The organism is Chitinibacter sp. ZOR0017 (assembly GCF_000799095.1).
Lineage (GTDB): Bacteria > Pseudomonadota > Gammaproteobacteria > Burkholderiales > Chitinibacteraceae > Chitinibacter > Chitinibacter tainanensis.
Map to the genome: position 1 here is coordinate 57,988 of NZ_JTLG01000017.1, position 25,339 is coordinate 83,326.

The window sequence follows — 25,339 nt, forward strand, 5'->3', positions numbered from 1 at the left end:
AATTTAAAAAACCCAGCCTTGTGCTGGGTTTTTTGCTTTCTGTCGCCAGACCGCTTTGTCTGGCGAACTGCAACGGACCGGCCTGCTTACCAGTTGCCGCCACCCAGCAGCGGTGGCTCGGCCATTGCCAGCAACTGCTGTTGCAGCTCTTGCGTGCGCTCTTGCCAGTAATGCTCGCTGCCAAACCAGCTGAACGCAGCCGGAAAGGCCGGGTCACTCCAGCGGCGCGCCAGCCAGGCGCTGTAATGCAGCAAGCGCAGCGTGCGCAGCGCTTCAATCAGCCGCAGCTCGCGGTAATCAAAATCGGCAAATTCCTCATAACCTGCCAGCAGATCAAGCAACTGGGCCTGCTGCTCATGCCGCTCGCCCGAGAGCAGCATCCACAAATCCTGAATCGCCGGGCCGCTGCGGGCGTCATCCAGATCGACAAAATGCGGGCCGGCTTCGGTCCACATAATATTACTCAAATGGCAATCGCCGTGCAGGCGCAGGGTTGTGAGCGCGGGCACGGCAGCATAGCACTCGGCTACAGCGGCTAAGGCCTCGCCAGCAACGCGCAGATAATGGGCGCGTACCGCTAGCGGTAAGAGCGGGCAATCGGCCAAGAAGCCCAGCGGCTCCTCACCAAAGCTCGCCAGATCAAGGCTGGGGCGGGCGGCAAATGGCGTGCGCGCGCCAACGGTATGAATCCGCCCTAAAAAGCGGCCAATCCATTCGCGCGTACCGGCCTGATCCAGCTCGGGAACGCGGCCGCCCCGACGGGGAAACAGGGCAAATTGAAACCCGGCATACGTATGCAGGGTATTGCCTTCTATCTCAATTGGGGCAACGACGGGGATCTCATACCCTGCTAGCTCTAAGCTGAATGCGTGTTCTTCCAAGATCTGCGCGCGACTCCAGCGCGCCGGGCGGTAAAACTTGGCCACCAGATGGTTGCCCCACGGGCTCGGCTCGTCCAGCCCCAGCTGGTAAACGCGGTTTTCATAACTATTGAGCGCCAGCAAGTGGCCGCTAGTGTGCAGGCCCAGCCCATCGATGGCATTCAAAATCACATCGGGGGTGAGCTCGGCATACGGGGGCAGGGTAGAGTCAGTCATGGTCGGGCCGTTTTCAATCATGGCCCGACCATACGGCAAAAGCCGCAGGCTGACCAGTGTTCGCTTTGCGTGGCAGTGTGGGGTTGGCGCTGGCGAGCGGGGCGGGGTTTGGGGATAATTGGCTGAGCAGCTGGCGCGATGCCGCTGCCTTTCGGATAAAGCTGCCCATGCCCCACTCACAAACCGCCCCGGTCGATGGCCGTCTGGCTGATCGGCTGAATCTCGATCTGCGCCAGCAGCGCCAGCGGCTGATGCTGAGCCTACTGTGCCTCGCCCTGCTGGCGATGTTGTTGCAGGCGGCCAGTGGCTACCCGCTGTGGCTGGCACTGAGCTTGCCGGCGTTGGCTGCGCTTAGCTTGGGGCGCACGGCGTGGGCCTTGCAACAGGCCGATAGCGGCTGGGAGCATCGCGCCGACTGGCTGGCGGTGGGGTGGTTGCCTCTGCTGGCTACCCTCGCCGTACTGGCTAGCCCACGACCTTGGTTGCCCACCGAGCTGGTATTGCCGTTTATGCTGCAGCCGCAGCTATTACTGATGTCGGGCCTGCGGTTTCGGCCCTACGCGCTGGCGGTGCTGGGTAATCTGGGCTTGGCCACCTTGCTGATCGTGCTGGCGCCGGCCAGCACCCTTAATCAACTGCTGGGTTTATTGTGCGTGGCGCTGGCTACCGCGCTGGGGCTTAATTCGCTGCATCGCCGGCAAAGCCAGCAACGCTGGTTGCGCAACATGCGCCAGCGCGTGGTTGAAACCAGCGAAAAAATGGCCGAGCGCCAGCAAAAAATGCGCAAGCTGGCCTTTGAAGACCCGCTCACAGGGCTCGCCAATCGGCTGGAGCTGATTAATCAGCTGCGCCGCAGCTTAAAAAACCCGCTTGAAGACGCGCGCCATAGCGTGGTGTATCTGATCGACCTCGATTTCTTTAAAACGGTGAACGATGAATACGGCCACGCTGCTGGCGATGCGCTGCTCACTGAAGTGGCGCAACGTTTCCGGGGCTTGGTGCGCCGTGGCGATCTGGTCTGCCGCCTGGGTGGGGATGAATTTGTGATTGTGGTGCGGGGCGTGAGCCGCGCGGCCGAGCAAGGGCTCATTGCCGATAAAATCTTGGCGGCGCTAGCGGAGCCGGTACTGTATCAGGGCCAGCGCTTGCCGCTGGGGGGCAGCATCGGCGTGGCGCCGTGGTTTCCGCATTTGCGCTCGCCCGCCAGCTGGCTGGCTTGCGCCGATGCGGTGATGTATCAAGCCAAAACCGGTGGGCGCAATCGCTATGTGATCGCCGACCCTGATACACCCTATCAGGTCGAGAGTGACAAGGGGGCCGAATGAGTACGCCCCCCTTGCTGGCGCTCGAAGCGCTGAGCCTGCAATTTGCCGGCCACGCCACGCCGGTGGTGCGCGAGGTTACGCTCAGCATCGCGCGGGGCGAAAAAGTGGCACTGGTGGGGGAGTCGGGCTCGGGCAAAAGTGTGCTGGCCCGCGCGCTATTGCAGCTGGATGCTGGCTTGCAATGTCAGGGCCAGATCCGGCTCGAAGGCCAGCCTTTGCTGGGCGTGCCCGGCGTGAATTGGCGGCAGATTCGTGGCCGCCGCATCGCGATGATTTTTCAGGAGCCGATGAGCGCGCTCAATCCCTTGCAACGGGTGGGGCAGCAAAGCGCCGAAGTGGTACAACTGCATCGCGGCTGGCCGGCCGCGCAAGCCTGGCAAGAGGCTGCGCGCCTGCTGGCGCAAACGGGGATTCACGATGCGGGCAAACTGCAGCGCTACCCGCATCAGCTCTCGGGCGGTCAGCGCCAGCGGGTGATGATCGCCATGGCGCTGGCGGGCGAGCCGGATTTACTGATCGCCGATGAGCCAACCACCGCGCTGGATGTCACGGTGCAGGCGCAGATTTTGGCCTTGCTGGCGCAATTGCAGCAGCAGCGCGGGCTGGCGGTCTTGCTGATTTCGCATGATTTGCATCTGGTGCGCCGCTTTGCTGAGCGGGTGGCCGTAATGCAGCAGGGACAGCTGGTGGAGGTGGCCGCGACCGAAACGCTGTTTCACACCCCGCGCCACGCCTATACCCGGCAACTGTTGGCGGCCCGGCCGCAGCGGGTGGCGACAGCCGTGGCAGCTGGCGCACCGGTGCAGCTGGCCGTGCAGGGCCTAAGCCATGCTTATCCGGCTCCCGGGCGCTGGTTTTGGCAAAGCCGGCTGCAAACCCAATTGCAGCCGCTGGATTTTTCGCTGGCGCAAGGCGAAACGCTGGCGATTGTTGGTGAGTCGGGCAGCGGCAAAACCACGCTGGCGCTGGCGCTGCTGCGTTTATTAGCTGCCGGGCGTAGTAGCGGCGAAGTGCGCTGTTTCGCACAGGTATTCTCGGCACTGCGCGGGGCGGCGCTGGCGCGCGCGCGTCGGCACATGCAGCTGGTGTTTCAAGACCCTTTTGCCTCCTTGTCGCCACGGCAAACGGTACTGGAGCTGGTGGAAGAAGGTTTGCTGGTGCATGCGCCTGCGCTCAGCGCCGCCGAGCGAAGGGAGCGGGTGTGTGCGGTGTTGGCCGAAGTGGGCCTGCCGGCGGATATTCTTGGTCGTTATCCGCATGCGTTTTCCGGTGGGCAACGCCAGCGGCTGGCGCTCGCGCGGGCGCTGATTGTTGAGCCGCAAATTTTACTCTTAGATGAGCCCACCTCGGCGCTGGATGCCAGCATGCAGCAGCAAGTGCTGAGCCTGCTGGCGACGCTGCAGGCGCGGCGTGGCTTGAGTTATATCCTGATCACCCATGATCTGGCGGTGGTGCAGGCATTGGCGCATCAGGTGTTAGTGCTTAAAGACGGCGTGGTGGTCGAGCGCGGCCCGGTGGCGCAGGTGTTTGCCCAGCCGCAGCAAGCCTACACCCAGCAGCTATTACAGGCGAGTGAGGGGTATGCGCCTGAGGCGATTAATTGAATTGGCTTTGCTGGCTATACCAGTGGTGAGTACTTCTGTTGCGGCGAGCCAGTTACAGGCCGCGCGTCGCGGCTGGTTTAAAACTTGATGCAGGGCCGGCCCTTGGCCAGTGAATAACATTCGCAGTTGGCAAAACGGCCATCGGGGTTCACTTGCAAGACATGCGGCCCCAGCTTGCACCAGCGCCCGCTGGCGGGCTCTTGCGCATGATCCACATCCCAGTCGCGGCGGCTTTGGCTATGGGCGGGAATCTGGTAATTACCATGATCGTCATCCCACACCACCACCGCTTGCGCGCTGCGATTATTGATTTCGCCATTCAAAGGCCACGGCCAGTGGCCATCGCGCTCTTTTTCCTGCTGCACGGCAAACAGCGCCGCCGCGGCGGCGGCCAGCAATAGCAGGATCACCATGACCATAACCCGCACACGCACCCGGCGCGCTGACATCAGTTGGCCTCGCGCTTGGCTTTGCGCCAATCCCATGGTGGGGTGGGGTTACTGTCTTGCCATAAGCCGCTGCGCTGGGCGCGGGCCTGTTGCTCGGCATCCTGGTACGCCTGATATGCGCTGCGCGCTTGGGTTTTGGCGTAGCGGGTGTAATGCCAGGCCAGCCCCGCGGCCACTTGCTGCTGATTGATGTCTTGCCCTTGGTATTCGATCCGTGCGACGCCACGGCCATAGCGATCGACATCATCAATCTGCACGCTGACGGTTTTGCGGTAAATCAGGTCGGATAAATGCTGTTTGGATTTCTGCCCATACGGCATGGCTTTTTCTGGCGCGTCGATATAGGCCAGCCGTAATTTGTATTGCTGGCGCTCGCTATCGAGTACGGTGACGGTATCTCCATCTGCCACTCCCACCACTTCACCACTAATGCGCATGCCGGCTTGCAGCTGGCCGGGCTCGGCCGGGCGCTGGCAGGCCCAGCCGATCACGGCAAAGGCCACAATCAGCAAGGCGCTGAGGCGCTGTTTCCAGTTGCTGGCGGTGAAGAGGCGCAGCACGGCGCGCTGCTGTTGTTGGGTGATTTTCATGAGTGCGAACATCCTGCGCTCGGGCGCGTGACAAACCAGGTGGCCTTGATGGCCTGATACAGAATCAGAGGCCAATCAAGGCCGCCAAGGGTTGGGCGGGCAGTATACACGTCGTAATCCACCGCCTTCAATTTGCTCAAAACGCGATCGGCCGAGAGCACGATGGTGCGGATTTCCAGCCCGATGCGGCCGGGTAGGGCGCGGCCCAGTGGCGAGCCGGCAACGAGCATTTTGCGCGTACGCTCGCACTGAAAAGCCAGCAGGCGTTTCAATTCGGGGGTGGCTTTGCCGGCTTGCAGCATGGCTTCGCTCACGCCAAACCGCGCAAGCTCATCTTGCGGCAGATAAATGCGATCTTTTCGCAGATCAATTGCCACATCCTGCCAGAAATTCACCAGCTGCAAGGCAGTGCAGATGCCATCCGATTGCGCTAGCATCCGTGCATCCTGAAAGCCGAAAATATGCAGCAAAATCCGCCCCACCGGGTTGGCCGAGCGGCGGCAATAATCGATCACTTCGCCAAAATCGGCATAGCGGGTTTTCACTACATCCTGCCGAAATGCTGAAAACAGATCTTCAAACAGATTGAGTGGAATCTGATACTGCGCAACCACCGGTGCTAGGGCCTGAAAACGGGCGGTGAGCGGCATTTGGCCGGCGGCAATGCGCGCTAATTCTGCGCTGCAGGCCTCGAGCGCCGCCAAGCGCTCGGCGGTGCTAGCCTCACCCTCATCAGCCAGATCGTCGGCGTAGCGAGCGACGTGATAGACCACGGCGACCGGGCGGCGGAACCGCCGTGGCAAGAGCCAAGAGCCGACGGGAAAGTTTTCGTAATGCTGAACCGTTTGATCGGCAGATAACATGCATTTTCCTTAAAAATAGCTGACGCTCACTGGTGTTCTGGGGCCGGAATGCTATAGTAGCCAGACGTAATTGGTATTACGTGTTGATTCAATAATTTTAAGGGGATTCTGATGTTCAAAAAACTACTACTGGGTGTGATCGCTTCAATTTCTCTGTCTTGCGCGGCGTATGCAGCCGTGGATTTGAATACCGCCACCCAGCAACAGCTGGAAGCGCTCAATGGCATTGGCCCGCAAAAAGCCAAAGACATCATTGATTACCGCAGCAAAAATGGTCCATTCAAATCCGCTGAAGATGTGATGAAAGTACCCGGTATCAAAGAAGGTACTTTTGCCAAGATCAAAAGCGAAGTGACTGTCGGTGGCAAAGCCGCCGCTGCCGCACCGGCCAAAGCGGATGCAAAAGCCACGGCTAAACCCGCCGATACCAAAGCTGCGCCAACGGCCAAGCCTGCCGAGGCAAAAGCCGCCAAAGCGACCGTTGCGCCAAAAGCCAGCGCACCAGCGAAAAAATAAGCGGTACTGTGGCGGGGCGGCCAGCGCTGTCTGGCTCCTCACGCTGCCGACAATAAAAAACCGGATCAGCTGATCCGGTTTTTTATTGAGCCAAGATGCCGAATTATTCGGTCACTTTGGCTTTGGCTACCAGGTCGTCAACCAGTTTCTGGATGCGTTGACCTTGAACTTGCTGTTCCAGTTGTGGCTTCACTTCTTCGAAAGAAGGGCCTTTGGCTTCGCGCACGTCATCCAGCTTGATGATGTGGAAACCGAACTGAGTTTTCACTGGATCAGAGATTTTGCCTTTTGGCAGTTTCGCCAGGGCATCGCCAAACTCTTTCACGTAAGCGCTTGGGTTAGACCAGCCCAGATCGCCGCCTTGCGCGCCTGAACCTTTGTCCAGTGATTTAGCTTTTGCCAGCTCGTCGAATTTTTTGCCCTTTTTCAGGTCAGCTTCGATCGCATTGGCTTCAGCTTCGGTCGCTACCAGAATGTGACGGGCTTTGTATTCTTTGCCGCCAAAGTTGGCTTTGATCTTGTCGTATTCTTTTTTCAGATCCGCGTCGGTGATTGGGTTGGCTTTCACATATTGATTGATGTAAGCGCCGATCACGATGCGCTGTTTCAGCATATCCAGCTGAGCCATGGCTTCTGGGCTTTTATCCAGACCTTTTTTGATGGCTTCTTGGTAAACCACTTCGTTTTTCACCAGCTCGTCTTTGATTTTAGCGCGCAGTTCTGGTGAATCTTTTTGGCCGCGTTGGGCCAGTTCTTTCACAAATGCATCAGATTTGGCTTGTGGAATGGCGACGCCATTGACGGTGGCCACAGTACCTGGGGCCGCAATCACACCGGCAGAGAGGGTGGCAGCAGCAACGGCCAGCGCCAAACGGTTTGCTTTAAACATGCGTGTTCCTTCGTTAAAAATAGCCAACATCAAAATTCATCCGGCGTGAGCGCACGGATACTCAGTGCATGTATACGATGGGGAATCAGATCAGATAAGGGCTGGTAGACCATACGGTGCCGTTCCAGCGCTTTTTTACCGATAAACTCACTCGATACAATCGTTAATTCATAGTGTCCACCGCCGCCGGCTGCACCGGCATGGCCGGCGTGGGCTGCGCTATCGTCAAATAGCTCAAGGCTTTCATAGCGCAGCGGTAACAACCGTTGGCGGATCTCATCAGCGAGGCTCATGATACCAGACTCTGCTTAGGGTAAAACATGACGGAAGGGTTTTACAACTACATCGGTAAAAATCCCGTCTTTGCTGTAAGGATCTTCACTGGCCCATGCCTGCGCGGCCGCCAAATCGGCAAATTCAGCCACGATCAGGCTGCCGGTAAAGCCCGCCGGGCCCGGGTCAACATGATCAATCGCCGGAAACGGGCCGGCCAACACCAGCCGGCCCGCATCGACCAAGGCTTGAATTCGCGCCAAATGCGCCGCGCGCACCGCTAAGCGGTCAGCCAGAGAGTCCGGTTTGTCGGTACCGATAATCGCATACAAAGGCATGGCAATACTCTTAAAGATTATTCAGTTTTTGTTTCATTCGTGCTGTCTTCAGGCAGCATGTGTTTGGACAGGTACATGCTTTGTGCCACGACGAACAGCAAGGTCAGCACCAAGGTGCCAAAGACTTTGAATTTCACCCACAGCGCTTCCGAGAAAGCGTGGAAGACATAAATATTCAGCGCGCCCATGGCGAGGAAAAACACTGCCCATGCGTACATGGTTTTGGTCCAGATCGGGCGCGGCAGCTGCATGGCGCCGCCCATGAGTTTTTCGATCAGGTTTTTTTCCCGCAGATGCCAGGCCCCGACCAGCACCACGCTAAACAGCCAGTACAGTACGGTGGGTTTCCACATTATAAATTGCTTGTTGTGGAAGATGATCGTGAGGCCGCCCATGACGGTAATCAGCACCAAGCTAATCCACAGCATCTGGTCTACATGCTTGTGGCGGAACCAGCTGTAAATCACCTGCGCAAAGGTCGCGACGATGGTAACGCCAGTGGCGAGATAGATATCGTCGGTATAACTATATGCGCCAAAAAACAGCAGGATAGGGAAGAGATCGAAAAGGAATTTCATATGCGCTGCGTGTTCGCCAAATGAGTTGCGGCGATTATGCAGGCAGGGGCGGCAAGATACAAGGCGAAAAAAAACGCCGACCCGGAGGGATCGGCGTCAATGACCACTGGAGATACACGAAGCATCAGCTTGCGTAACGTATAGTGCGCGTTTTGGCTGGCTAGGGTATTGATGTGGCGCAATATTTGGCGCGCTCTGGCTCAGGGAAAACCCTAGTGGTCGGGCTTTGGGCAGCGATTCGGCCGAGAACATGCAAGGCGCTGTGGGCGCTACGCAGATGATCGCAACAGAATAAAAAGGGAGAGGTGGCGAGCCCGACCCCCGGCACTAGCATCAAAAGCTGTGGCTGCTTCCTTCCGGACCTGACCAGGTTCACCTTCTAGCTATGCGGGGAGACCCGCCGTCGACAGCGCCGCCACTTGCGTGGCAGCAACAGTGAGGCCGCGACTATATCACAGCAGCGCTACCGATTGCCAGCGCTGCTGCAAAATAGCCGGCTCGGCCCGGCCTAGCTGGGTGTAAAGCCAAGTCACTGCCGCCTCGGCACTGCGCCGGCCGGCCGGCCAGGCCCCGAGTTGATTCAAACTATCGCCGGTAGCATACAAACCCTGACGCACTTCACCGGCAATACACTGGGTGCAATTGATGATAATGCAGCCAGTGCTGGCCAATAGTTGCAAGGCATCGTGCAGCGCCCGGCAGGCGGGTAGATTGCCGCTGCCATAGCTTTCTAATACCAGCCCGTCCAGCTGTTGGCTAGTCAGCCACTGCGCCAGCAGGGTTTCGCTTCCCGGATAGAGTTTCACGGCCACGATGCGCAGGCTGGGATCAACCCATTGCGGCGCGCCGTCGCCTGCCAAGGCTTGGGCCGGGGCATTGGGAGCACCAAAGGCGACGTCGGCGTCGGCGTCGAGCTTTTTGCTGGCAACGCCAGACAAAATCTCGCCCCCAAAGGCGATCTGAACCCCCGGTGCGCCTTGCGTGGCGGCGCGCAAAGCCAGCGCCACATTGGCTGGCGCATCGCTGCCAGGCTGTAACCAAGGGCGTTGCGAGCCGGTGATAATCACCGGTACTTCCAATTGGCCGAGTTGCCAATGCAAGGCCGCGGCGGTCCAGGCCAGCGTATCGGTGCCATGCAAGACGATGATGGCCTGGTAGTGTGGCCGCTGGGCCTGAATGGTTTCGGCGATCGTGCGCCAGTGCGCCGGGCCCATGCTGGAGGAGTCAAGCGGCGGGTTGAGTTCATGCAAATCAATCGCCCAGCCGGGTATCGTTTGCTGGGCAAGATCGGTGATGGGCTGGGTAAGAATACCGCCCTGGGGTATTAGCCCGGTTGGGCTCGGAGCGCAGCCGATGGTGCCGCCGGTATAAAGACAGAAAATCCGTTGCATGGTCAGTCAGTTGTTGCGGTGTTAGAATCGTTTCCTTTTGCTGTACAGGATGACACGGCATGGTCATCGCCGACAATCGCAAGGCGTTTCACGACTATTTTATTGAAGAACGGCTCGAAGCCGGTATGGTGCTCGAAGGCTGGGAAGTCAAAGCTATCCGGGCCGGCCGCGTGCAGCTCAAAGAATCGTATGTGATTTATAAAGGGGGCGATTTCTACCTGTTTGGGTGTCATATCTCCCCGCTGCTCAATGCCTCTAGCCATATTCACCCGGATGTCGTGCGCACGCGCAAATTGCTGCTCAAGGCCCGCGAAATTGAAAAGCTGGCCATGAAAGTAGAGCGCGCCGGTTACACCATTGTGCCCATCAATATGCACCTCACCCGCGGCTATCTCAAGCTGGAAATCGGCGTGGCTAAAGGTAAAAAGCAGCACGATAAGCGCAATAGCGAGAAAGAGCGCGAATGGCAGCGCGAGAAAGCCCGTATTGTGCGCGATCACACCAAACAGGCGCGCTAAGGTGTTTGCCGGATCCGTGCGTAGTGAATCCACTCTTGATCCGCAGCCATGCTTAGCAATAAAAAACCGAGCAATAGCTCGGTTTTTTATTGGGCGCTAAATGCCTTTATGCTTTGCGACGACGCGCAGCTAACAGGCCAAGCAGGCCAACACCCATTAAGGCGTAGGTTTCAGGCTCTGGTACGGGGGCTGTAACGGTATCCACCGTTACGCCAATGCCATTCAGGGAGAGTTTGGCAAAGGTGTTCGGCACATTGGCGAAATTCTGACCGTAAATACCAAAATAGCTGTCAAAAGACAGATTCAGCCATGGGCTTTTAGGAATCACAGCACCGTTCTCGATCAATGAGTCGCCAAAACTCATATTGGAGTACTGGCGATATACATTATTGAACGGATAGCCCGGTACATATTGCATCGATTGACGATCGTTGTAGGTTGAGTAGCCAACCCATTGCCAGCCACTGCCATTACCTGGCGTGAGTACCCCAACGGTTGTGCTTACCGATGTAAACAAGGCCGGTGTGTTCGTGCCTGCTGGCAGTTTGCTGGGGCCGGCATTTAATTTGATGTCTGCCAATTGTTCGGCATGAATGTCAGAGATTTGTTTGCCACTATTGGCTTCAACGGTAAACCAGCTATATAGATCAACCGGCTTTTCGTCTTTGTAGAAATTGCCATTGCCCGCGGCACTGGTTGAGGCGATGCTGCTGCCATCGGCCTTGGTGAACATCAGTGTGTTACCCGTTAATGTCGCCGAGAACCCGGTGAGCCAGCTCTGGCTCCAGTCAATTTTATAAGTCACGTCTTTGCCGACGTAGCTTTGAAATGCGGCGTGCGCAGGCGCAATGACTGCGGTGAGGGCTAGTGCGATAGCCGCTTTGTAGCTTGTTTTCATTTCCATTTCTCGCTGTTATTTGCATTATGCAAAATGGATTGTACGCGAAGCTGAAACGGTTGTAAGCCTTGGGGTGCTGAAGCTTTGGGTGGGAGTCCTTGAGTAGAAAGCTGAGCGGGCGGTTTGCCGGTATCGTGAGGTCAAACCGATACCTCCGCCCCACGATAGCTAGTTCGATTTGGCTTTCTCGCCGATCTTGCCTTCTTTGCCGTTGATTAGCCCGATGATGTTTTGCTTGTGCCGCACGATCAGCAGGGCGCTGATGACGGCAACGGCCATCAGGTAGGGTTCCACCGGCAGTAGCCACCAGCACAGTAAGGGGGCGCAGATTGCGGCCACAATGGCGGAGAGCGAAGAGATTTTCAGTCCCTTGGCTACAAATAGCCAAATGCCCAAGGTGGCCAGACCCAGCCACAGATTCAGGGCCAGCAAAATGCCGGCGGCGGTAGCAACGCCTTTGCCGCCTTTAAAACTAAAAAAGATCGGCCACATATGCCCGATGGTGACCGCCACGGCTACCAAGGCGATTAAGACATCAAATTGCGCGCCCTGTACGCCCGCGAGGGGGGCGAGTGTTTGTGCGATGAAGACCGCAACCCAACCTTTGAGCGCATCGCCCAGTAGGGTGAGGGCGGCGGCTTTTTTATTGCCAGAGCGCAAGACATTAGTCGCGCCGGGGTTGTTGGAGCCGTAGGTGCGCGGATCGGCCAGACCCATCAGCCGGCTAACAATCACCGCAAAGGACAGCGAGCCCAAGAGATAGGCGGCGATAATGAATAATACGAAGGTGAGGTTCATCCCGAATTCCACTACAATCACGAGCTTTGGATTCTAAGCTAATCCGTTCGCCCCCTCAAACGGCGTGCGGTGATAGGCCTCTGATATGGACATCATTTATCTGCAGCAAGTGCGCGCCGAAACCGTCATCGGCTGGTATGACTGGGAGCGCACCCAGTCGCAAACGGTCGAGCTGGATCTGGAAATCGGCCTGCCTTCGGCGCGGGCCTGTGTGAGCGATGATCTGGTCGATACCATCGATTACGACAAGGTGGTGACGCATTTGCGGCAGGTGATGGCCGAAAAGCACTTTTTGCTGATCGAGGCGCTGGCCGAGCATATCGCGCATATTTTGCTGCATGATTTTGGCGCGCCGTGGATCCGCGTGTCGGTTACCAAGCTCAATATCCTGAAAGATGTGGGCCGCGTCGGGGTGACGATTGAGCGTGGCCATCGCCCCGTCTAAATACCCTGGTGTGTATTGCCCCTTAGACTACTGAAAATAAAGCCCGGCGGCCTATACCCCGGGCTTTATGTTTGGCTGCCGCGCGAACGCGCGCTAAGCGGGGGATTGAACTTTTACCCGTTTGCCCCCACTAATGCAGCAGTACGATTACCCATTGTCCTTTTTCACATAGGAAAATCCATGGCCCAATTTCGCCAAACCCTGATGGTGGTCTTGATGAGCACCACGCTATTTGCCTCGCACCTGGCCGAAGCCAAGCGTCTGGGTGGTGGCCGTTCGAACGGGATGCAGCGCCAAGCGCAACCTGCGCCACAACGTCAGGCCCAGCCATATCAGGCGCCGCAACAGCAGCCGGCACCCGCTTACCAGCAAAAGAAAAGTGGCAGCATGCTGGGCGGGGTCTTGGGTGGCCTAGCCGTGGGCGGTTTGCTCGGCTATATGCTGGGCAATAATGCTTCGGGCGCTGCACAAGGCGAGAGCGGTATTCCGTGGGGTACATTATTGTTGCTGGGCGGTTTGACCGCGGGTGGCGTGTGGTTGCTGCGTCGACGCAAACCGCTGGCTTCGGCCGCGAGCCCCTATCAAGCCGCGCCTGTGCTGAACCCAGCCGGTTTCCCGGCCGGTAATCCGGCGCCTGCGGCGAAAACCGACTACCAGCCAACTAGCTATCAGGCACAACCACCTGCTAGTGGCGGCGGCTGGGGTATTGGCCAAGGCATTGGTGGTGGTGTGTACACTGCGCCAGCCACCCCGATTACCCGTTTGCCCGATGGTACGGAAGCGGCCGCTTTCCTGCGCCAAGCTCGCGCGAGTTTTCTGCATATGCAGGCGCTCAATTCACCCGAGCAGCTGGAAGAAATGCGCCGCTATCTGACGCCCGAGCTCTTTACCGCGCTGAAAGATGAAATTGGCAATAACAGTGATCTGGCCGAATTCCCAGAGCTGAATCTGCAATTGGTGCAGGCGGTGAGCGAGGAAGGCCGCATGATCGCCAGTGTGGAATTTGCCGGTCGCGTGAGCGAAAGCCTGAATGCACCGGCAGAGCCATTCAAAGAAATCTGGCATTTTGTGCGCCCAATGCAGGGCGATCCACGCTGGTTGCTGGCGGGGATTCAGCAAGTCTGACGTTTTATTCTGTCGTAATTGGTCAAAGCCCGTTAGGTTGTTGCGACTTAACGGGCTTTTTGTCTTACAATTTACCTTGATTTATTGCCGAAAGGTGTGCTTGTGCAGGCGCTTAAACGAATGCTGGTGCTGTTGCCGCTCACCCTCTCCCTGACCGCATGCGATCAGGTGATGGAGCTGATCAACAAACCGAAAGCCAATGGCAAGGCCATTGGTGCGGCGTGTCGCCACAGTGGGCGCGCGCTGGAAGATTGTTATCGACGCAATGCCAAAATCCCCAAAGCCGATATTTTCGCCGGCTGGAAAGAAATGAACGAATACATGCAGGCGAAAAAAATCGACATCGTGCCCCCGCCGCCGGATGTCACAACTGGGCAACTGGCGCCGGAAGAAGGTCATGGTGGTGCCGAAGCCGATAATGCCAGCGAAACTGGCGAAGCCGCTTCAGCTCCGAGCGAGAAAGGCAGTAAACCCGAGAAAAAAGCCGGCCATTGAGGTGACATGACGTCCATTCTGGAAAAAGTAGATGTATTTGCCGGCTTGCCGAGCGAATCATTGCTGGAATTAGAAGCGCTGGCGATTCGCCGGCATTACGCCAAGGGCGTGCCGGTATTTTACGAAGGCGAGCCGGTTGAGCATTTGCTGGTGCTGATTGAGGGGCGTTTAAAGCTCTTTCATAGTAATGACGCTGGCCGCGAGTATGTTTATGGCGTGGCCGAGCCGGGCCTGTCGTTTGGCGGAATCGGCCTGCTTACCGATGAGGTGCGCACCGTCTGTGCCGAAGCCGAAGACGATTGCGTGTTTTTATCGATCGCGCGCAGTAATTTCCTCGACTTTGTGGCCACGCATCCGCAAATCAAAGACGCCCTGCTGGCGGGCTCGATCCGGCTGATTAAACATCTGACCAAAACCGTGAGCGATCTGGCCTTGAATGACGTGTATGGCCGGATACGCCGCGTATTTGAAATGCTGGCGGTCAATACCCCCGAGGGGGATCTGATCGAGGGGCAAATTACCCAGCAAGATCTGGCCGACCGGGTCGGCGCCTCGCGCGAGATGATTGCCAAGGTGATGAAAGAACTGGTGGCGGGTGGCTATGTCGAGACTGGCCGCCGCCGCATTTTGATTTTGAAAAAACTGCCCGAACGCTTTTAAGCCTGGCCTGAGTGCCGGCACGGGCGATTAATAACCCAAGCCAACCTGACTAATAGGTATTGTTATGCTGGAAATCTTAAAAACCATCCCTCTGCTGCAAGGCTTCCCGGATGAGCAACTGGAATACATCCTGGCTACTGGCCTGAAACGCACCATGCCCAAGGGCTCATTTGTGTTTCGCGAGGGTGATCCGGCCGAATCGATGTATGTGCTGATTGATGGCCGTGCGCGCTGTTTTGCCAGTGATAATCAGGGCAAAGAATTTGTCTTTATGGTGGTTGAGCCGGGTGATGCGATTGGTGAAATTTCGCTGATCGACAACGAGCCGCGCGGCTGGTCATGCCAGTGTGAAGAAGACTCGGTCTTCCTGATGTTTAGCAAGCAAGAATTCCGCGAAGCGCTGGATCGTGAGCCGCATGTGAAAGAGCTGGTGATTCAAAACTTGGCGGCGATGGTGCGCCATTTGTCGACCACGATGAAAAACCTGGCCCTGCTCGATGTCTATGGCCGCGTGCGCGCGCTGTTTGAATCGATGCTGGTGACCGAAGACGGCGTTGAAATGGTGAGCCAGCCGCTCACCCAGCAAGCGATTGCCGATCGCGTGGGCTCGTCGCGCGAAATGATCGCCAGAATCCTGAAAGAGCTGGTGTTTGGCGGCTATATTCGTCTGGAAAACAAACGCATCATCATTTTGCAAAAGCTGCCTGAGCGCTTCTAAGCGACGCGCAAGCAAAAAGCGGCCAAGGGCCGCTTTTTTATCGCCTGCGCTTTGGCGGTGGTGCCGCTGTAGCGCGTGAGTGGCTTTATTGCGTGCTCACGGCGCTGGCCTTGACGGCGGCGCTAGCGGCTTTCGCTGGTGCCTGAGTCGTTTTGGCTGGCGCGGGCGTGGCTTTGGCGGCCGGCGTGGCGGTGGGCAGATACAAGGGGCCTTTGTAACCACAGGCGGCGAGGAAGCTGGCAACAGTCAGCAGGGCAAGCAGTTTGCGCATGGCGGGGCAATCAATGGCAAAATGCCAGTTTATCATGTTGGAACCAAGCGATGACCGAATCTGAATTTCTAAGCGCCAGCGATGCGATTTTTAGCCAGATTGAAACGGCGCTGGACGCGGTTGATTTTGATGTCGATCCGCTGCGCGCTGGCAATGTGCTGGAGCTGGAATTTGAAGATGGCAGCAAAGTGATTGTGAATCGCCATACGCCGAATCAAGAGCTGTGGATTGCCGCACGCTCGGGCGGGTATCACTATCGCTGGCAGGATGGGCAGTGGCGCAATACCCGTGGCGAGGGCGAGTTTTTCGCCGATCTGGCTGCCGCCATCAGTACCCATGCTGGCGCAGCCTTTGCATTTGCTTAAGCTGGTCCGTGCCGCATGTTAATGGCCGAATGGGGCTGGCTGGGCGCTTTGGCCTTGTCGGCGTTTACCTCGGCCACCTTGTTGCCGGGTAATTCTGAGCTGGCCTTTGCCGCGGCTTTGCATTATCAGCCGCAGTTATGGGTTTGGGCCTGGCTGGTGGCCGCGGTGGCCAATAGTGCCGGGGGTGCGCTCACCGTCTGGCTGGGGCGCCGTTTGCCGGCGCAGCCCAAGCAACGTTGGCTGCAGCGCAGTCTGGCCTTGGCTCAGCGTTTCGGACCCGCCAGCCTGTTGCTATCGTGGGTGCCGCTTTTGGGTGATGCGCTGTGCGGGCTAGCTGGCTGGTTGCGTTGGCCATGGGGGCGCGTGTTGTGTTATTTAAGCCTTGGTAAAATTGCCCGCTATGGGGTAATTGTCTACTGGCTAGTTTAAATCTATTGTTGAGCCTCATACCCAGCCTGGGTATTTAGGAGGAGCTGCATGTCCCATCCCAAGCCCACCTGGGCGCGCCGCAGTCTGGCGCTGGTACTGAGTTTGAGTTTGTGCTGGCCCAGCGTCAGCCTGGCCACCAATTTGCCCGATCTGGGCGATGTGTCGCAGCAAGGTTTAAGCCCGCAGCAGGAGCGGGAAATCGGCGAGATGGCCATGCGCGAAATTCGCCGCAGTGGCGTGCTGCTGGATGACCCCGAGGTGGCGGCCTTTCTGAATACCATGGGTTATCGCCTGGTCGAGGCGGCCGAAGTGCGCGATACCCAGTTTACGTTTTTTCCGATTCTGGATTCGTCAGTGAATGCCTTTGCGATTCCGGGTGGTTTTATTGGCGTGCATACCGGTCTGATTATTCAGGCCCAGCATGAATCGGAAGTCGCCAGCGTGTTGGCGCACGAAATTGCCCACGTTTCGCAAAACCATCTGGCGCGGATGATTGAGGGCATGAAGGGCAGTCCCTGGCTGACCTTGGCTGGCATTGCCGCCGCGATTATCGCCGGCAGTATGGGGCGCGGCGATGCGGCGGCGGCGGCGATTGCTGCCACCACAGGCGCCAGCGTGCAGCGGCAGCTGGATTTTACCTATTCGTTTGAGCAGGAAGCCGACCGCCTCGGCATGCAGACACTGCAGCGCTCAGGCTATGATCCGCGCGCAATGGCGGTGTTTTTTGAGCGGCTGCAAAACCATAACCGCATTGTGGAAAGCAATGCGCCTGAATTTCTGCGCACGCACCCGGTTACGATGAAACGGATTTCCGAGGCGCAAAATCGCGTGGGCGAGCTCAAATATCGGCAAGTGCCCGATTCGCCTGAGTTTTTATTTGTGCGCGAAAAAGTGCGCGCCATGCAGCTGGGTGGGCGCGAAGCGATTAGCTATTTCCAGAAAACCATCGCCGAGAAGCGCTACGCCAGCGAAACCGCGCAGCGCTATGGCTTGGCTTATGCCTACTTTCTGGCGCGGCAATACGAGCCCGCATGGGCCGCGCTGCAGCAGGCGCGCGACAGCTTTGCGCCCAAACGAAGTCACCCGATGTTTGAATATCTGGCCGGGCAAATTCGCCTAGCCCAAGGGCAATCGGCCGAGGCGCTGAATGTACTTGGCGCCGCCAGCGCGCGTTATCCCGCCAGCAAGGCGCTGCAATATGCCTTGCTGGATGCCCTGATCGACGCCGGCCAATTCAGCCGCGCCGAGAGCGAGCTGAAAGACCAGCTCAGCATGTATCCCAGCGATGCGCTGTTTTATCAGCGCGGGGCGCGGCTGTATGCCAAGCAAGGCAAGCTGATGCAGCAATATCAGATGCAGGGTGAGTATTACGCCCGGCTGAAGGAATACAACGCCGCGCTTGAGCAATTTAATCTCGCGCTGCGCCAGCCCGAGCAGGATTTTTACCTGCAATCGGGGATTGAGGCACGGGTGCGCGAGCTGGAAAGCTTGCTGCAGAGCGATAGCAAAAAATAAACCGGGAAAAACATGCGCCCCACACTCCAGCACAAAATCCTCGCCGTTTGCGAGCAGAAAATCGCGCAGAAAGGCGAAGGGGTAGGGGTGTCGTTTTACGCATTTTTCGCCAATAAAAACGACGATCCGGAGTTGCTAATGGAAGCGGCGACGTGGTGGATCCAAACGCACAGGCTGGATCATTTTGAGAAAGCGCAGAAAATCCGGCGCATGGTGCTGGCCGAACAAAGCCAAGCTAGCGCCATCTAGATCCGACTAAGCAAAGCCGTGCACATAGACCCAAAGCACCTACAGTCGCAATGGGTATATGTCGGAAGGCTAATTGGGATAAAGCTTGCGGGACAATACCCGCACTTAGCGAACCAGCTTAATCCGCTGACGTAAGCCGTCTAGGTAAATCGCCGGATCGGGCGCGCTTTGATTACGCTGCGCCTGCCAGATCATTTCGCCTAAGCATTCGAGCATATCGTGCAGGGCTTTGTGCGCGTCATTGTGCTGGGCGTGGAGCTGCTGATACAGCGCGCGCACTCCGGCGGGCTGATCGATCGAAAGCTGCTCGGCAATGGCCAGATGCAGCGATAAATGCAGAAAGGGATTGGTGTCGCCATGCTCAGGCGGCCAATCGCGATCGATATAATCTTCACTCAGGTACGCATGGTATTCCGGATGGGCGAGCAGCACATCGACGACCACGGCTTCTAGGTCTTCCAGATGCAGGCCTTGCTGGTGTTTTTGCCAGCTATGGATAAAAAAGCGCCGAGCTTGGTCGCGACTGGGGTTGAACAGCATAGCGTTTAATCAAAGAGAGCCAGAAGAACGCTATTGTCGACGACCCGGTTGAATTTGGCGAGCGGGATAATCTGCCCATTGCCATAAAAACCGGCAAACGGCACCGCCGGCAGTGTGCGTCGCAATGTGTGCCAATCCGGCTCGGTAAGCCCATCGCCCGCCATGGCGCGGCGATGGCTGGAAAATGCCAGCGCCCAGCGCGGCTGGGGGCGGCCAGCGAGTTGGCTGATGATCTGGCTGGCAAAACGCTGGCTGGCGGCGCTGCTATCAAAGTGCCCCCAGCGTAGTTCATCTCCCGCCTGCAGGGGCTGCGCCAGCATCACGCTATCTGTACTCAAATCTCCGCCTAAAACGGGCGCCCAATGGGCCGTTTCGCCCCGTCCGGCCGGGCGAATCGCGGCTTGCAGGCTTTCGAGCGGGTATTGCCCCAGCCAGGGGGCGAGGGTTTGCAATGCGGGTTGGTCGTCGAGCCGCTGTAGTTGCAGGCCGTCGGCCGCGGTGATGGTTTGCCACGGGCCAAGCTCGCTCAACCCATCCGAGACGATGATCGAGCGCGCCTCAAGCGGCAACTGAATAAAGCTAAAGCGCTGTTGGCCCGCTTGCCACAGTGCATATTGTCCTTTGCCAGTGGCATCGCCCGCAATCGCGCCAAACTTGGTGGCGCCATCATTGAGCCAGAATTGGTTCACCGCATTGGGCGCCGCGAGGGCCAGATGCGAATTGCGCTGGTGCAAAGGGTAATCCACCGGCAGCACGAGGGCTGCGGCGGCGGGGGAATCTAGGCTCCAGTCCTGCTCGGTAAAGACCCCGGCCGCACTGGCGCCGGCAATATCAATGCTGCCGCAGACGCTGGCCACCGCGCGCAGGCAAGCATCGATCTGGCCGTGAAAATGAGTGGAGAGAAACAGAAATACTTTTCCCGCCTGCGTCATGCCGCCGCGGGCCATGGCCGCGCTAACGGCAGCGATGGCCACTTGGGTGCTGGCGCGAGGGCCGTGGGCGTAACCGCTGGCAGGGTGGCTTATGGTATGGTGGGCGCTATCGGCAGACAATTTTGAGATTTCTTGCAATGAGTAAAGCAGCAGGGCCGGATTTTCCACTCACGCTCGCGGATGGCCAGCAAGTGCGCTGGTCCGATTATGCGGGTCAGGTGGTGCTGGTGGTGAATGTGGCCAGCCGCTGTGGTTTTACCCCGCAGTATGCCGGATTGCAAAATTTATATCAGCGCTACCGCGCACAAGGCCTGGTAGTGTTGGGTTTTCCGTGCCGGCAATTTGCCCAAGAGCTGGCGGCCGATGCTGCGATTGGTGAGTTTTGCCAGCGCAACTATGGGGTGGAGTTTCCGATTTTTGCCCCGATTAAAGTCAATGGCCCTAACGCGCATCCACTGTATCGCTGGCTGAAGAATCAGCGCCCCGGGGTGCTGGGTACGCGGCTGATCAAGTGGAACTTCACCAAGTTTTTGCTGAACCGGCAGGGGCAGGTGGTGGCGCGGTTTGCGCCCATTACCCCACCCAGCGCCATCGAACAGGCGATAGAAAGATTGCTGTAATGGCGCTAGCGTAGGCTGGCGGATAGGGCGTTAGCGTTGATGAAGAAGGGGTTTTAGGGTAGAATCCGGCTAATTTTGTATGCGTGAAACGGGGTGGGTCTTCCTATCCCGTTTTTCTACGTGTACCCCACGGATTTATGACTTTTTTGGGCGCAACGCCCTGGAGCCGCCACGTGTCTGCACCTGCCCCCACTCCAGTACAGACGCCAGCCTTGCTGGCGCTCGCCGATGGTACTCTGTTTTACGGCGTATCGATTGGCGCCGACGGTGAAACCCTCGGTGAAGTCGTGTTCAACACGTCGCTGACCGGTTATCAGGAAATTCTGACTGACCCTTCGTACACCAAGCAAATCGTTACCCTGACTTACCCGCATATTGGTAACTATGGCGTGAACAGCGAAGACGCTGAAAGCCGTGCTGTGTTTGCCGAAGGCCTGATCATTCGTGATCTGCCTTTGCTGCATTCTAACTTCCGCGCCACCATGAGCCTGGGGGAGTATCTCAAGCAAAACGGCGTGGTTGCTATTGCGGATATCGATACCCGTAAACTCACGCGCATTCTGCGCGAGAAGGGTGCCCAAGCCGGTTGCATCGTGAGCGGCCAGAATATCGATGCCGCGGCTGCGGTTGAGAAAGCCAAATCGTTTGGCTCGATGGCCGGCCAAGATCTGGCCAAAGTGGTGACGTGCGAGAAGCCATTTGAGTGGACGACAGCCGAGTGGAAACTGGGCGTGGGTTATACCGTGCAGAGTAACCCGAAATTCCACGTGGTGGCCTACGACTTCGGCGTGAAACACAATATCTTGCGTATGCTGGCTGAGCGCGGTTGCAAACTGACCGTGGTGCCAGCACAAACGCCTGCTAGCGAAGTCTTGGCACTCAATCCCGATGGCGTATTCCTGTCGAACGGCCCTGGCGATCCTGAGCCATGTGATTACGCGATTAAAGCGATTCAAGAATTGTTGGCCACCAGCCTGCCGATTTTCGGTATCTGTTTGGGTCACCAGTTGCTTGGCTTGGCTGCCGGCGGCAAAACCAGCAAGATGAAGTTTGGTCACCACGGTGCCAATCATCCGGTGCAAGACCTGGATAGCAAACATGTGATGATCACGAGCCAGAACCATGGCTTCCAAGTGGATGAAACCAGCTTGCCTGCCAATGTGCGCGTGACTCACCGCTCGCTCTTTGATGGCACGGTGCAAGGCATCGCGCTGACCGACAAGCCGGCCTTCTCGTTCCAGGGCCACCCAGAGGCGAGCCCAGGCCCGCACGATGTGGCGTACTTGTTTGACAAATTTATCGATGCGATGAGTGCCCGCAAGGCTTAACAGTATGGATGGCCTAGCCCAGCACTTTGGTGCCTTCTTCACCTCGCACCCCGCCGGTTGGCTGGGGGCGCTGGTGCTGATAGTGGGCTACTGGCTGTTCTCTCGCATCCTCAAAATGATTATTTCTTGCGTGTTGCTGATCGCGATTGCGGCTGGCTGGTACTGGTGGACTCACCAGCAACCAACAGGCTCCGCGAATGCCGTGACAACCGTGATCGAAAACAGCGATAAACACTAAGGACGAACAATATGCCCAAGCGCAACGACCTAAAAAGCATTCTGATTATTGGTGCTGGCCCGATCGTGATCGGCCAGGCCTGCGAATTTGATTACTCTGGCGCGCAAGCGTGTAAAGCCCTGCGCGAAGAGGGCTACAAAGTCATTCTGGTGAACAGCAACCCTGCCACCATCATGACCGACCCGAATATGGCCGATGTGACCTACATCGAGCCGATTACCTGGCAAGTGGTTGAAAAAATCATTGCCAAAGAGCGTCCAGATGCCATTCTGCCGACCATGGGCGGCCAAACCGCACTGAACTGCGCGCTGGATCTGTGGCGCAATGGCGTGCTGGATAAATACAGCGTCGAGCTGATCGGCGCAACGCCAGAAGCCATTGATAAAGCCGAAGATCGGCAAAAATTCAAAGTGGCGATGGATAAAATCGGTCTGGGTTCGGCCCGTTCCGGTATCGCCCATACGCTGGAAGAAGCACTGGCCGTACAGGCGCAGGTGGGCTTCCCGGCGATTATCCGTCCTTCGTTCACCATGGGTGGCTCAGGCGGTGGTATCGCTTACAACATCCAAGAGTTCATCGAAATCTGTACCCGTGGTCTGGATCTATCGCCGACCAATGAGCTGTTGATTGAAGAGTCGCTGCTGGGCTGGAAAGAGTACGAGATGGAAGTCGTGCGCGATCGCAACGACAACTGCATTATCGTGTGCTCGATCGAAAACTTGGACCCGATGGGCGTACACACTGGTGACTCGATCACCGTAGCTCCAGCGCAAACGCTGACCGACAAGGAATACCAGATCATGCGTAATGCATCGATCGCGGTGTTGCGCGAGATCGGTGTGGATACCGGCGGATCTAACGTGCAATTCTCGGTAAACCCGAAAGACGGCCGTTTGATCGTGATCGAGATGAACCCACGCGTATCGCGTTCATCGGCGCTGGCTTCCAAAGCCACCGGTTTCCCGATTGCGAAAGTCGCGGCCAAACTGGCGGTGGGCTACACACTGGATGAGCTGAAAAACGAAATTACTGGCGGCAAAACCCCAGCTTCGTTCGAGCCATCCATCGATTATGTGGTGACCAAAATCCCACGTTTTGCCTTCGAGAAATTCCCGCAAGCCAACAACCGCCTGACTACCCAAATGAAGTCGGTGGGTGAAGTGATGGCAATGGGCCGCACGCAGCAAGAATCGCTGCAAAAAGCCCTGCGTGGCCTCGAAACCGGCATGTCGGGTTTTGATGAAATCACTACCGATCGCACCCTGATCGAGTCAGAAATCGCGGCGCCTGGCCCTGAGCGCCTGTGGTACGTAGCGGATGCTTTCCGCGTCGGCATGAGCCTGGATGAAATCCACGCGATTTCGAAGATCGATCCATGGTTCCTTGCGCTGATCGAAGACATCCTGAAAGATGAAGCCGCACTGCGTGGTCGCAATGTGGATAGCCTGAGCAAAGAAGAGCTGCGTCGCCTGAAACGTAAAGGTTTCTCTGATCGCCGTCTGGCCACTTTGCTCGGTTGCGATCAGAATGCCGTGCGCAAAGCGCGTCATGCGCTGAATGTACGCCCGGTGTATAAGCGTGTAGACACCTGCGCCGCTGAGTTTGCGAGCAATACCGCCTATATGTATTCAACCTATGAGGAAGAATGCGAGGCGCAGCCAACTGATAAGAAAAAAGTCATGATTCTGGGCGGTGGCCCGAATCGGATTGGCCAAGGTATCGAGTTTGACTACTGCTGCGTGCATGCGGCACTGGCGCTGCGCGAAGATGGTTACGAAACCATCATGGTCAATTGCAACCCAGAAACCGTGTCTACTGATTACGATACTTCCGATCGGCTGTACTTCGAGCCTCTGACGCTGGAAGACGTGCTGGAAATCGTGGCAGTTGAAAAACCATTCGGTGTGATCGTGCAATACGGTGGCCAAACCCCACTGAAATTGGCACGCGCGCTGGAAGCCAATGGTGTGCCTATCGTTGGTACTACCCCAGACATGATCGATGCCGCCGAAGACCGTGAGCGCTTCCAGAAGCTCTTGCATGATCTGGGCCTGCGTCAGCCGCCAAATGCTACAGCACGTACCGAGCCAGATGCGCTGCACTTGGCCCGCGAGCTGGGCTACCCGCTGGTGGTGCGCCCATCGTATGTACTGGGCGGCCGCGCAATGCAGATCGTGCATTCGGAAGATGATCTGGCCCGCTATATGCGCGAAGCGGTGAAAGTATCGAATGACTCACCCGTGTTGCTGGATCGCTTCCTGAACGACGCGATTGAGGTGGATGTGGATGCGCTGTCGGATGGCGAACAAGTCATCATCGGCGGCATTATGGAACACATCGAGCAAGCCGGCGTGCACTCAGGCGATTCAGCCTGCTCGCTGCCACCGTATTCGCTCTCGCAAACGCTGCAAGATGAGCTTCGTCGCCAGACCGTGGCAATGGCCAAGGCGCTGAACGTGGTTGGTCTGATGAATGTGCAGTTTGCGATTCAAGGTAAAGGCGACGATGCCGTGGTGTATGTGCTGGAAGTGAATCCACGTGCTTCACGGACTGTGCCGTATGTATCGAAAGCCACCAGCTTGTCGCTGGCCAAAGTGGCTGCGCGTTGTATGGTGGGCCAGACCTTGGCTGCGCAAGGCGTTACCCGCGAAATCATTCCATCGTACTACTCGGTGAAAGAAGCGGTCTTCCCGTTCAATAAATTCCCTGGCGTGGATACCATCCTCGGCCCAGAGATGAAATCGACCGGTGAAGTCATGGGCGTGGGCACTACCTTTGCCGAAGCCTTTGTGAAATCACAAATGGCCGCGGGCACCGTGTTGCCAAGCTCAGGCAGCGTGTTTATTTCGGTGCGTGAAGGCGATAAAGCGCAAGCCGTTGAGTGCGCTGGCATTCTGGCGAAGCTGGGCTTTAAAGTGCTGGCCACCAAGGGGACTGCCGCCGCGATCGAAGCGGCCGGGGTCGCCGTCACCGCGGTCAACAAAGTGACCGAAGGTCGTCCGCACGTGGTGGATATGATCGTCAACGGTGAAATCGGCATGATCTTCAATACCGTGGATGAGCGTCGCCAAGCGATTCAGGATAGCTACTCGATCCGTCACGAGGCACTGAAAGCCAAGCTGCCAGTGTTTACGACCATCGCAGGTGCTAAAGCGGCGTGTATCGGTTTGCGTGATATGAAAGAACTGAACGTGTATGACGTACAGGGCTTGCATCGCCTGCTGAATAACTGATATTTTTACGCCTGAACACAACCAAGCCGCCATGCTCATTCGAGCTGGC

General features: G+C 57.4%; 31 protein-coding genes and 1 other RNA gene. 17 read left to right on the forward strand and 15 right to left on the reverse strand.

The window, feature by feature from the left end:
• Nucleotides 1-86: 86 nt before the first annotated feature.
• Nucleotides 87-1,097 carry a serine/threonine protein kinase gene (locus tag L991_RS05445; protein WP_047393460.1) on the reverse strand — a complete coding sequence of 337 codons (1,011 nt, stop codon included), beginning with the start codon at nucleotides 1,095-1,097 and terminating at the stop codon, nucleotides 87-89.
• A 167-nt stretch (nucleotides 1,098-1,264) separates the two neighbouring features.
• Between L991_RS05445 and L991_RS16395 the strand changes: the two genes are divergently transcribed.
• Together L991_RS16395 and L991_RS05455 are read left to right on the forward strand one after the other, a co-directional pair.
• Complete coding sequence (locus tag L991_RS16395; RefSeq protein WP_156128997.1) at nucleotides 1,265-2,422, forward strand: GGDEF domain-containing protein; 1,158 nt, start codon at nucleotides 1,265-1,267, stop codon at nucleotides 2,420-2,422.
• Nucleotides 2,419-4,026 (forward strand): dipeptide ABC transporter ATP-binding protein, encoded by a 1,608-nt coding sequence (locus L991_RS05455; RefSeq protein WP_047393132.1) that lies wholly within the window; start codon nucleotides 2,419-2,421, stop codon nucleotides 4,024-4,026. Before L991_RS16395 ends, L991_RS05455 begins: the two co-directional genes overlap by 4 nt.
• A 77-nt stretch (nucleotides 4,027-4,103) precedes the next feature.
• On the opposite strand, the gene L991_RS05460 is transcribed toward L991_RS05455, so the two are convergent.
• From L991_RS05460 to hpnC, 3 genes are read right to left on the reverse strand one after another with little or no spacing between them, the layout of a single operon-like run.
• Complete coding sequence (locus tag L991_RS05460; RefSeq protein WP_156128998.1) at nucleotides 4,104-4,439, reverse strand: hypothetical protein; 336 nt, start codon at nucleotides 4,437-4,439, stop codon at nucleotides 4,104-4,106.
• A gap of 35 nt (nucleotides 4,440-4,474) precedes the next feature.
• The gene (locus tag L991_RS05465; protein WP_047393137.1) at nucleotides 4,475-5,065 is read right to left on the reverse strand and encodes a thermonuclease family protein; all 591 of its coding nucleotides are present in this window, start codon (nucleotides 5,063-5,065) and stop codon (nucleotides 4,475-4,477) included.
• On the reverse strand, nucleotides 5,062-5,928 hold the full coding sequence (gene hpnC / locus L991_RS05470; protein ID WP_052190649.1) for a squalene synthase HpnC: 867 nt from the start codon (nucleotides 5,926-5,928) through the stop codon (nucleotides 5,062-5,064). The genes L991_RS05465 and hpnC overlap by 4 nt, the downstream gene beginning before the upstream one ends.
• Nucleotides 5,929-6,039: 111 nt before the next feature.
• On the opposite strand from hpnC, the gene L991_RS05475 reads away from it, so the two are divergent.
• Nucleotides 6,040-6,444: a helix-hairpin-helix domain-containing protein gene (locus tag L991_RS05475; RefSeq protein ID WP_047393142.1), complete on the forward strand. Its 405-nt coding sequence runs from the start codon at nucleotides 6,040-6,042 to the stop codon at nucleotides 6,442-6,444.
• A 103-nt stretch (nucleotides 6,445-6,547) separates the two neighbouring features.
• Here the strand turns inward: L991_RS05475 and L991_RS05480 are convergent, their stop codons facing one another.
• From L991_RS05480 to L991_RS05500, 6 genes are all read right to left on the reverse strand, one after another.
• A complete protein-coding gene (locus tag L991_RS05480) occupies nucleotides 6,548-7,333 on the reverse strand; it encodes a peptidyl-prolyl cis-trans isomerase (RefSeq protein WP_028449116.1) in 786 nt (261 codons plus the stop codon).
• 29 nt (nucleotides 7,334-7,362) lie between these two features.
• On the reverse strand, nucleotides 7,363-7,626 hold the full coding sequence (locus L991_RS05485; RefSeq protein WP_028449117.1) for a BolA family transcriptional regulator: 264 nt from the start codon (nucleotides 7,624-7,626) through the stop codon (nucleotides 7,363-7,365).
• Between the two features lie 15 nt (nucleotides 7,627-7,641).
• Nucleotides 7,642-7,944, reverse strand: a complete 303-nt coding sequence (locus tag L991_RS05490) for a YciI family protein (RefSeq protein WP_047393144.1) — start codon at nucleotides 7,942-7,944, stop codon at nucleotides 7,642-7,644.
• A gap of 17 nt (nucleotides 7,945-7,961) precedes the next feature.
• Complete coding sequence (locus L991_RS05495; protein WP_047393147.1) at nucleotides 7,962-8,522, reverse strand: septation protein A; 561 nt, start codon at nucleotides 8,520-8,522, stop codon at nucleotides 7,962-7,964.
• Between the two features lie 304 nt (nucleotides 8,523-8,826).
• An RNA gene (ffs, locus tag L991_RS16890) (signal recognition particle sRNA small type) lies at nucleotides 8,827-8,924 on the reverse strand.
• A gap of 50 nt (nucleotides 8,925-8,974) precedes the next feature.
• Complete coding sequence (locus tag L991_RS05500; protein ID WP_081986550.1) at nucleotides 8,975-9,913, reverse strand: asparaginase; 939 nt, start codon at nucleotides 9,911-9,913, stop codon at nucleotides 8,975-8,977.
• A gap of 59 nt (nucleotides 9,914-9,972) precedes the next feature.
• Here L991_RS05500 and smpB point away from each other — a divergent pair, with 59 nt between their 5' ends.
• Nucleotides 9,973-10,431 carry an SsrA-binding protein SmpB gene (gene smpB, locus L991_RS05505; protein WP_028449121.1) on the forward strand — a complete coding sequence of 153 codons (459 nt, stop codon included), beginning with the start codon at nucleotides 9,973-9,975 and terminating at the stop codon, nucleotides 10,429-10,431.
• 106 nt (nucleotides 10,432-10,537) lie between these two features.
• On the opposite strand, the gene L991_RS17460 is transcribed toward smpB, so the two are convergent.
• Nucleotides 10,538-11,335, reverse strand: a complete 798-nt coding sequence (locus L991_RS17460; RefSeq protein ID WP_047393153.1) for a PEP-CTERM sorting domain-containing protein — start codon at nucleotides 11,333-11,335, stop codon at nucleotides 10,538-10,540.
• Nucleotides 11,336-11,497: 162 nt separating this feature from the next.
• The gene (plsY, locus tag L991_RS05515) at nucleotides 11,498-12,127 is read right to left on the reverse strand and encodes a glycerol-3-phosphate 1-O-acyltransferase PlsY (protein WP_047393155.1); all 630 of its coding nucleotides are present in this window, start codon (nucleotides 12,125-12,127) and stop codon (nucleotides 11,498-11,500) included.
• A gap of 85 nt (nucleotides 12,128-12,212) precedes the next feature.
• On the opposite strand from plsY, the gene L991_RS05520 reads away from it, so the two are divergent.
• From L991_RS05520 to L991_RS05540, 5 genes are all read left to right on the forward strand, one after another.
• Nucleotides 12,213-12,572 carry a dihydroneopterin aldolase gene (locus L991_RS05520; protein WP_047393158.1) on the forward strand — a complete coding sequence of 120 codons (360 nt, stop codon included), beginning with the start codon at nucleotides 12,213-12,215 and terminating at the stop codon, nucleotides 12,570-12,572.
• Nucleotides 12,573-12,752: 180 nt separating this feature from the next.
• Entirely contained in the window at nucleotides 12,753-13,697 is a 945-nt protein-coding gene (locus L991_RS05525) for a Tim44 domain-containing protein (protein WP_047393161.1), read from the forward strand.
• A 120-nt stretch (nucleotides 13,698-13,817) separates the two neighbouring features.
• Nucleotides 13,818-14,192 carry a hypothetical protein gene (locus L991_RS16400; protein ID WP_052190650.1) on the forward strand — a complete coding sequence of 125 codons (375 nt, stop codon included), beginning with the start codon at nucleotides 13,818-13,820 and terminating at the stop codon, nucleotides 14,190-14,192.
• Between the two features lie 6 nt (nucleotides 14,193-14,198).
• A complete protein-coding gene (locus tag L991_RS05535; RefSeq protein WP_047393164.1) occupies nucleotides 14,199-14,852 on the forward strand; it encodes a Crp/Fnr family transcriptional regulator in 654 nt (217 codons plus the stop codon).
• 64 nt (nucleotides 14,853-14,916) lie between these two features.
• Complete coding sequence (locus tag L991_RS05540) at nucleotides 14,917-15,570, forward strand: Crp/Fnr family transcriptional regulator (protein WP_051258746.1); 654 nt, start codon at nucleotides 14,917-14,919, stop codon at nucleotides 15,568-15,570.
• A gap of 85 nt (nucleotides 15,571-15,655) precedes the next feature.
• On the opposite strand, the gene L991_RS05545 is transcribed toward L991_RS05540, so the two are convergent.
• Nucleotides 15,656-15,841 (reverse strand): lipoprotein, encoded by a 186-nt coding sequence (locus L991_RS05545; RefSeq protein ID WP_156128999.1) that lies wholly within the window; start codon nucleotides 15,839-15,841, stop codon nucleotides 15,656-15,658.
• A 50-nt stretch (nucleotides 15,842-15,891) separates the two neighbouring features.
• On the opposite strand from L991_RS05545, the gene cyaY reads away from it, so the two are divergent.
• The 4 genes from cyaY to L991_RS05565 are packed head-to-tail and all read left to right on the forward strand — an operon-like array spanning nucleotide 15,892 to nucleotide 18,399.
• Entirely contained in the window at nucleotides 15,892-16,206 is a 315-nt protein-coding gene (gene cyaY / locus L991_RS05550; RefSeq protein ID WP_047393171.1) for an iron donor protein CyaY, read from the forward strand.
• A 15-nt stretch (nucleotides 16,207-16,221) separates the two neighbouring features.
• The gene (locus L991_RS05555; RefSeq protein WP_197053822.1) at nucleotides 16,222-16,635 is read left to right on the forward strand and encodes a YqaA family protein; all 414 of its coding nucleotides are present in this window, start codon (nucleotides 16,222-16,224) and stop codon (nucleotides 16,633-16,635) included.
• A gap of 48 nt (nucleotides 16,636-16,683) precedes the next feature.
• Nucleotides 16,684-18,150, forward strand: coding sequence for a M48 family metalloprotease (locus L991_RS05560; RefSeq protein WP_047393176.1), 1,467 nt, complete (start codon nucleotides 16,684-16,686; stop codon nucleotides 18,148-18,150).
• Nucleotides 18,151-18,162: 12 nt separating this feature from the next.
• The gene (locus tag L991_RS05565) at nucleotides 18,163-18,399 is read left to right on the forward strand and encodes a DUF6500 family protein (RefSeq protein WP_047393179.1); all 237 of its coding nucleotides are present in this window, start codon (nucleotides 18,163-18,165) and stop codon (nucleotides 18,397-18,399) included.
• Between the two features lie 105 nt (nucleotides 18,400-18,504).
• Here L991_RS05565 and L991_RS05570 read toward each other — a convergent pair whose 3' ends face one another.
• The gene (locus tag L991_RS05570) at nucleotides 18,505-18,939 is read right to left on the reverse strand and encodes a DUF1841 family protein (RefSeq protein ID WP_156129000.1); all 435 of its coding nucleotides are present in this window, start codon (nucleotides 18,937-18,939) and stop codon (nucleotides 18,505-18,507) included.
• Between the two features lie 5 nt (nucleotides 18,940-18,944).
• Nucleotides 18,945-19,991, reverse strand: a complete 1,047-nt coding sequence (locus L991_RS05575) for an FIST C-terminal domain-containing protein (protein ID WP_156129001.1) — start codon at nucleotides 19,989-19,991, stop codon at nucleotides 18,945-18,947.
• A 17-nt stretch (nucleotides 19,992-20,008) separates the two neighbouring features.
• Here L991_RS05575 and L991_RS05580 point away from each other — a divergent pair, with 17 nt between their 5' ends.
• The 4 genes from L991_RS05580 to carB all read left to right on the forward strand — a co-directional run bounded on the left by L991_RS05580 (nucleotide 20,009) and on the right by carB (nucleotide 25,290).
• Nucleotides 20,009-20,491 carry a glutathione peroxidase gene (locus L991_RS05580; protein ID WP_047393182.1) on the forward strand — a complete coding sequence of 161 codons (483 nt, stop codon included), beginning with the start codon at nucleotides 20,009-20,011 and terminating at the stop codon, nucleotides 20,489-20,491.
• A 173-nt stretch (nucleotides 20,492-20,664) separates the two neighbouring features.
• Entirely contained in the window at nucleotides 20,665-21,819 is a 1,155-nt protein-coding gene (carA, locus tag L991_RS05585) for a glutamine-hydrolyzing carbamoyl-phosphate synthase small subunit (RefSeq protein WP_047393468.1), read from the forward strand.
• A 4-nt stretch (nucleotides 21,820-21,823) separates the two neighbouring features.
• Nucleotides 21,824-22,057: a hypothetical protein gene (locus L991_RS05590; RefSeq protein WP_047393184.1), complete on the forward strand. Its 234-nt coding sequence runs from the start codon at nucleotides 21,824-21,826 to the stop codon at nucleotides 22,055-22,057.
• 11 nt (nucleotides 22,058-22,068) lie between these two features.
• Nucleotides 22,069-25,290: a carbamoyl-phosphate synthase large subunit gene (carB, locus tag L991_RS05595; protein ID WP_047393187.1), complete on the forward strand. Its 3,222-nt coding sequence runs from the start codon at nucleotides 22,069-22,071 to the stop codon at nucleotides 25,288-25,290.
• Nucleotides 25,291-25,339 lie beyond the last annotated feature (49 nt).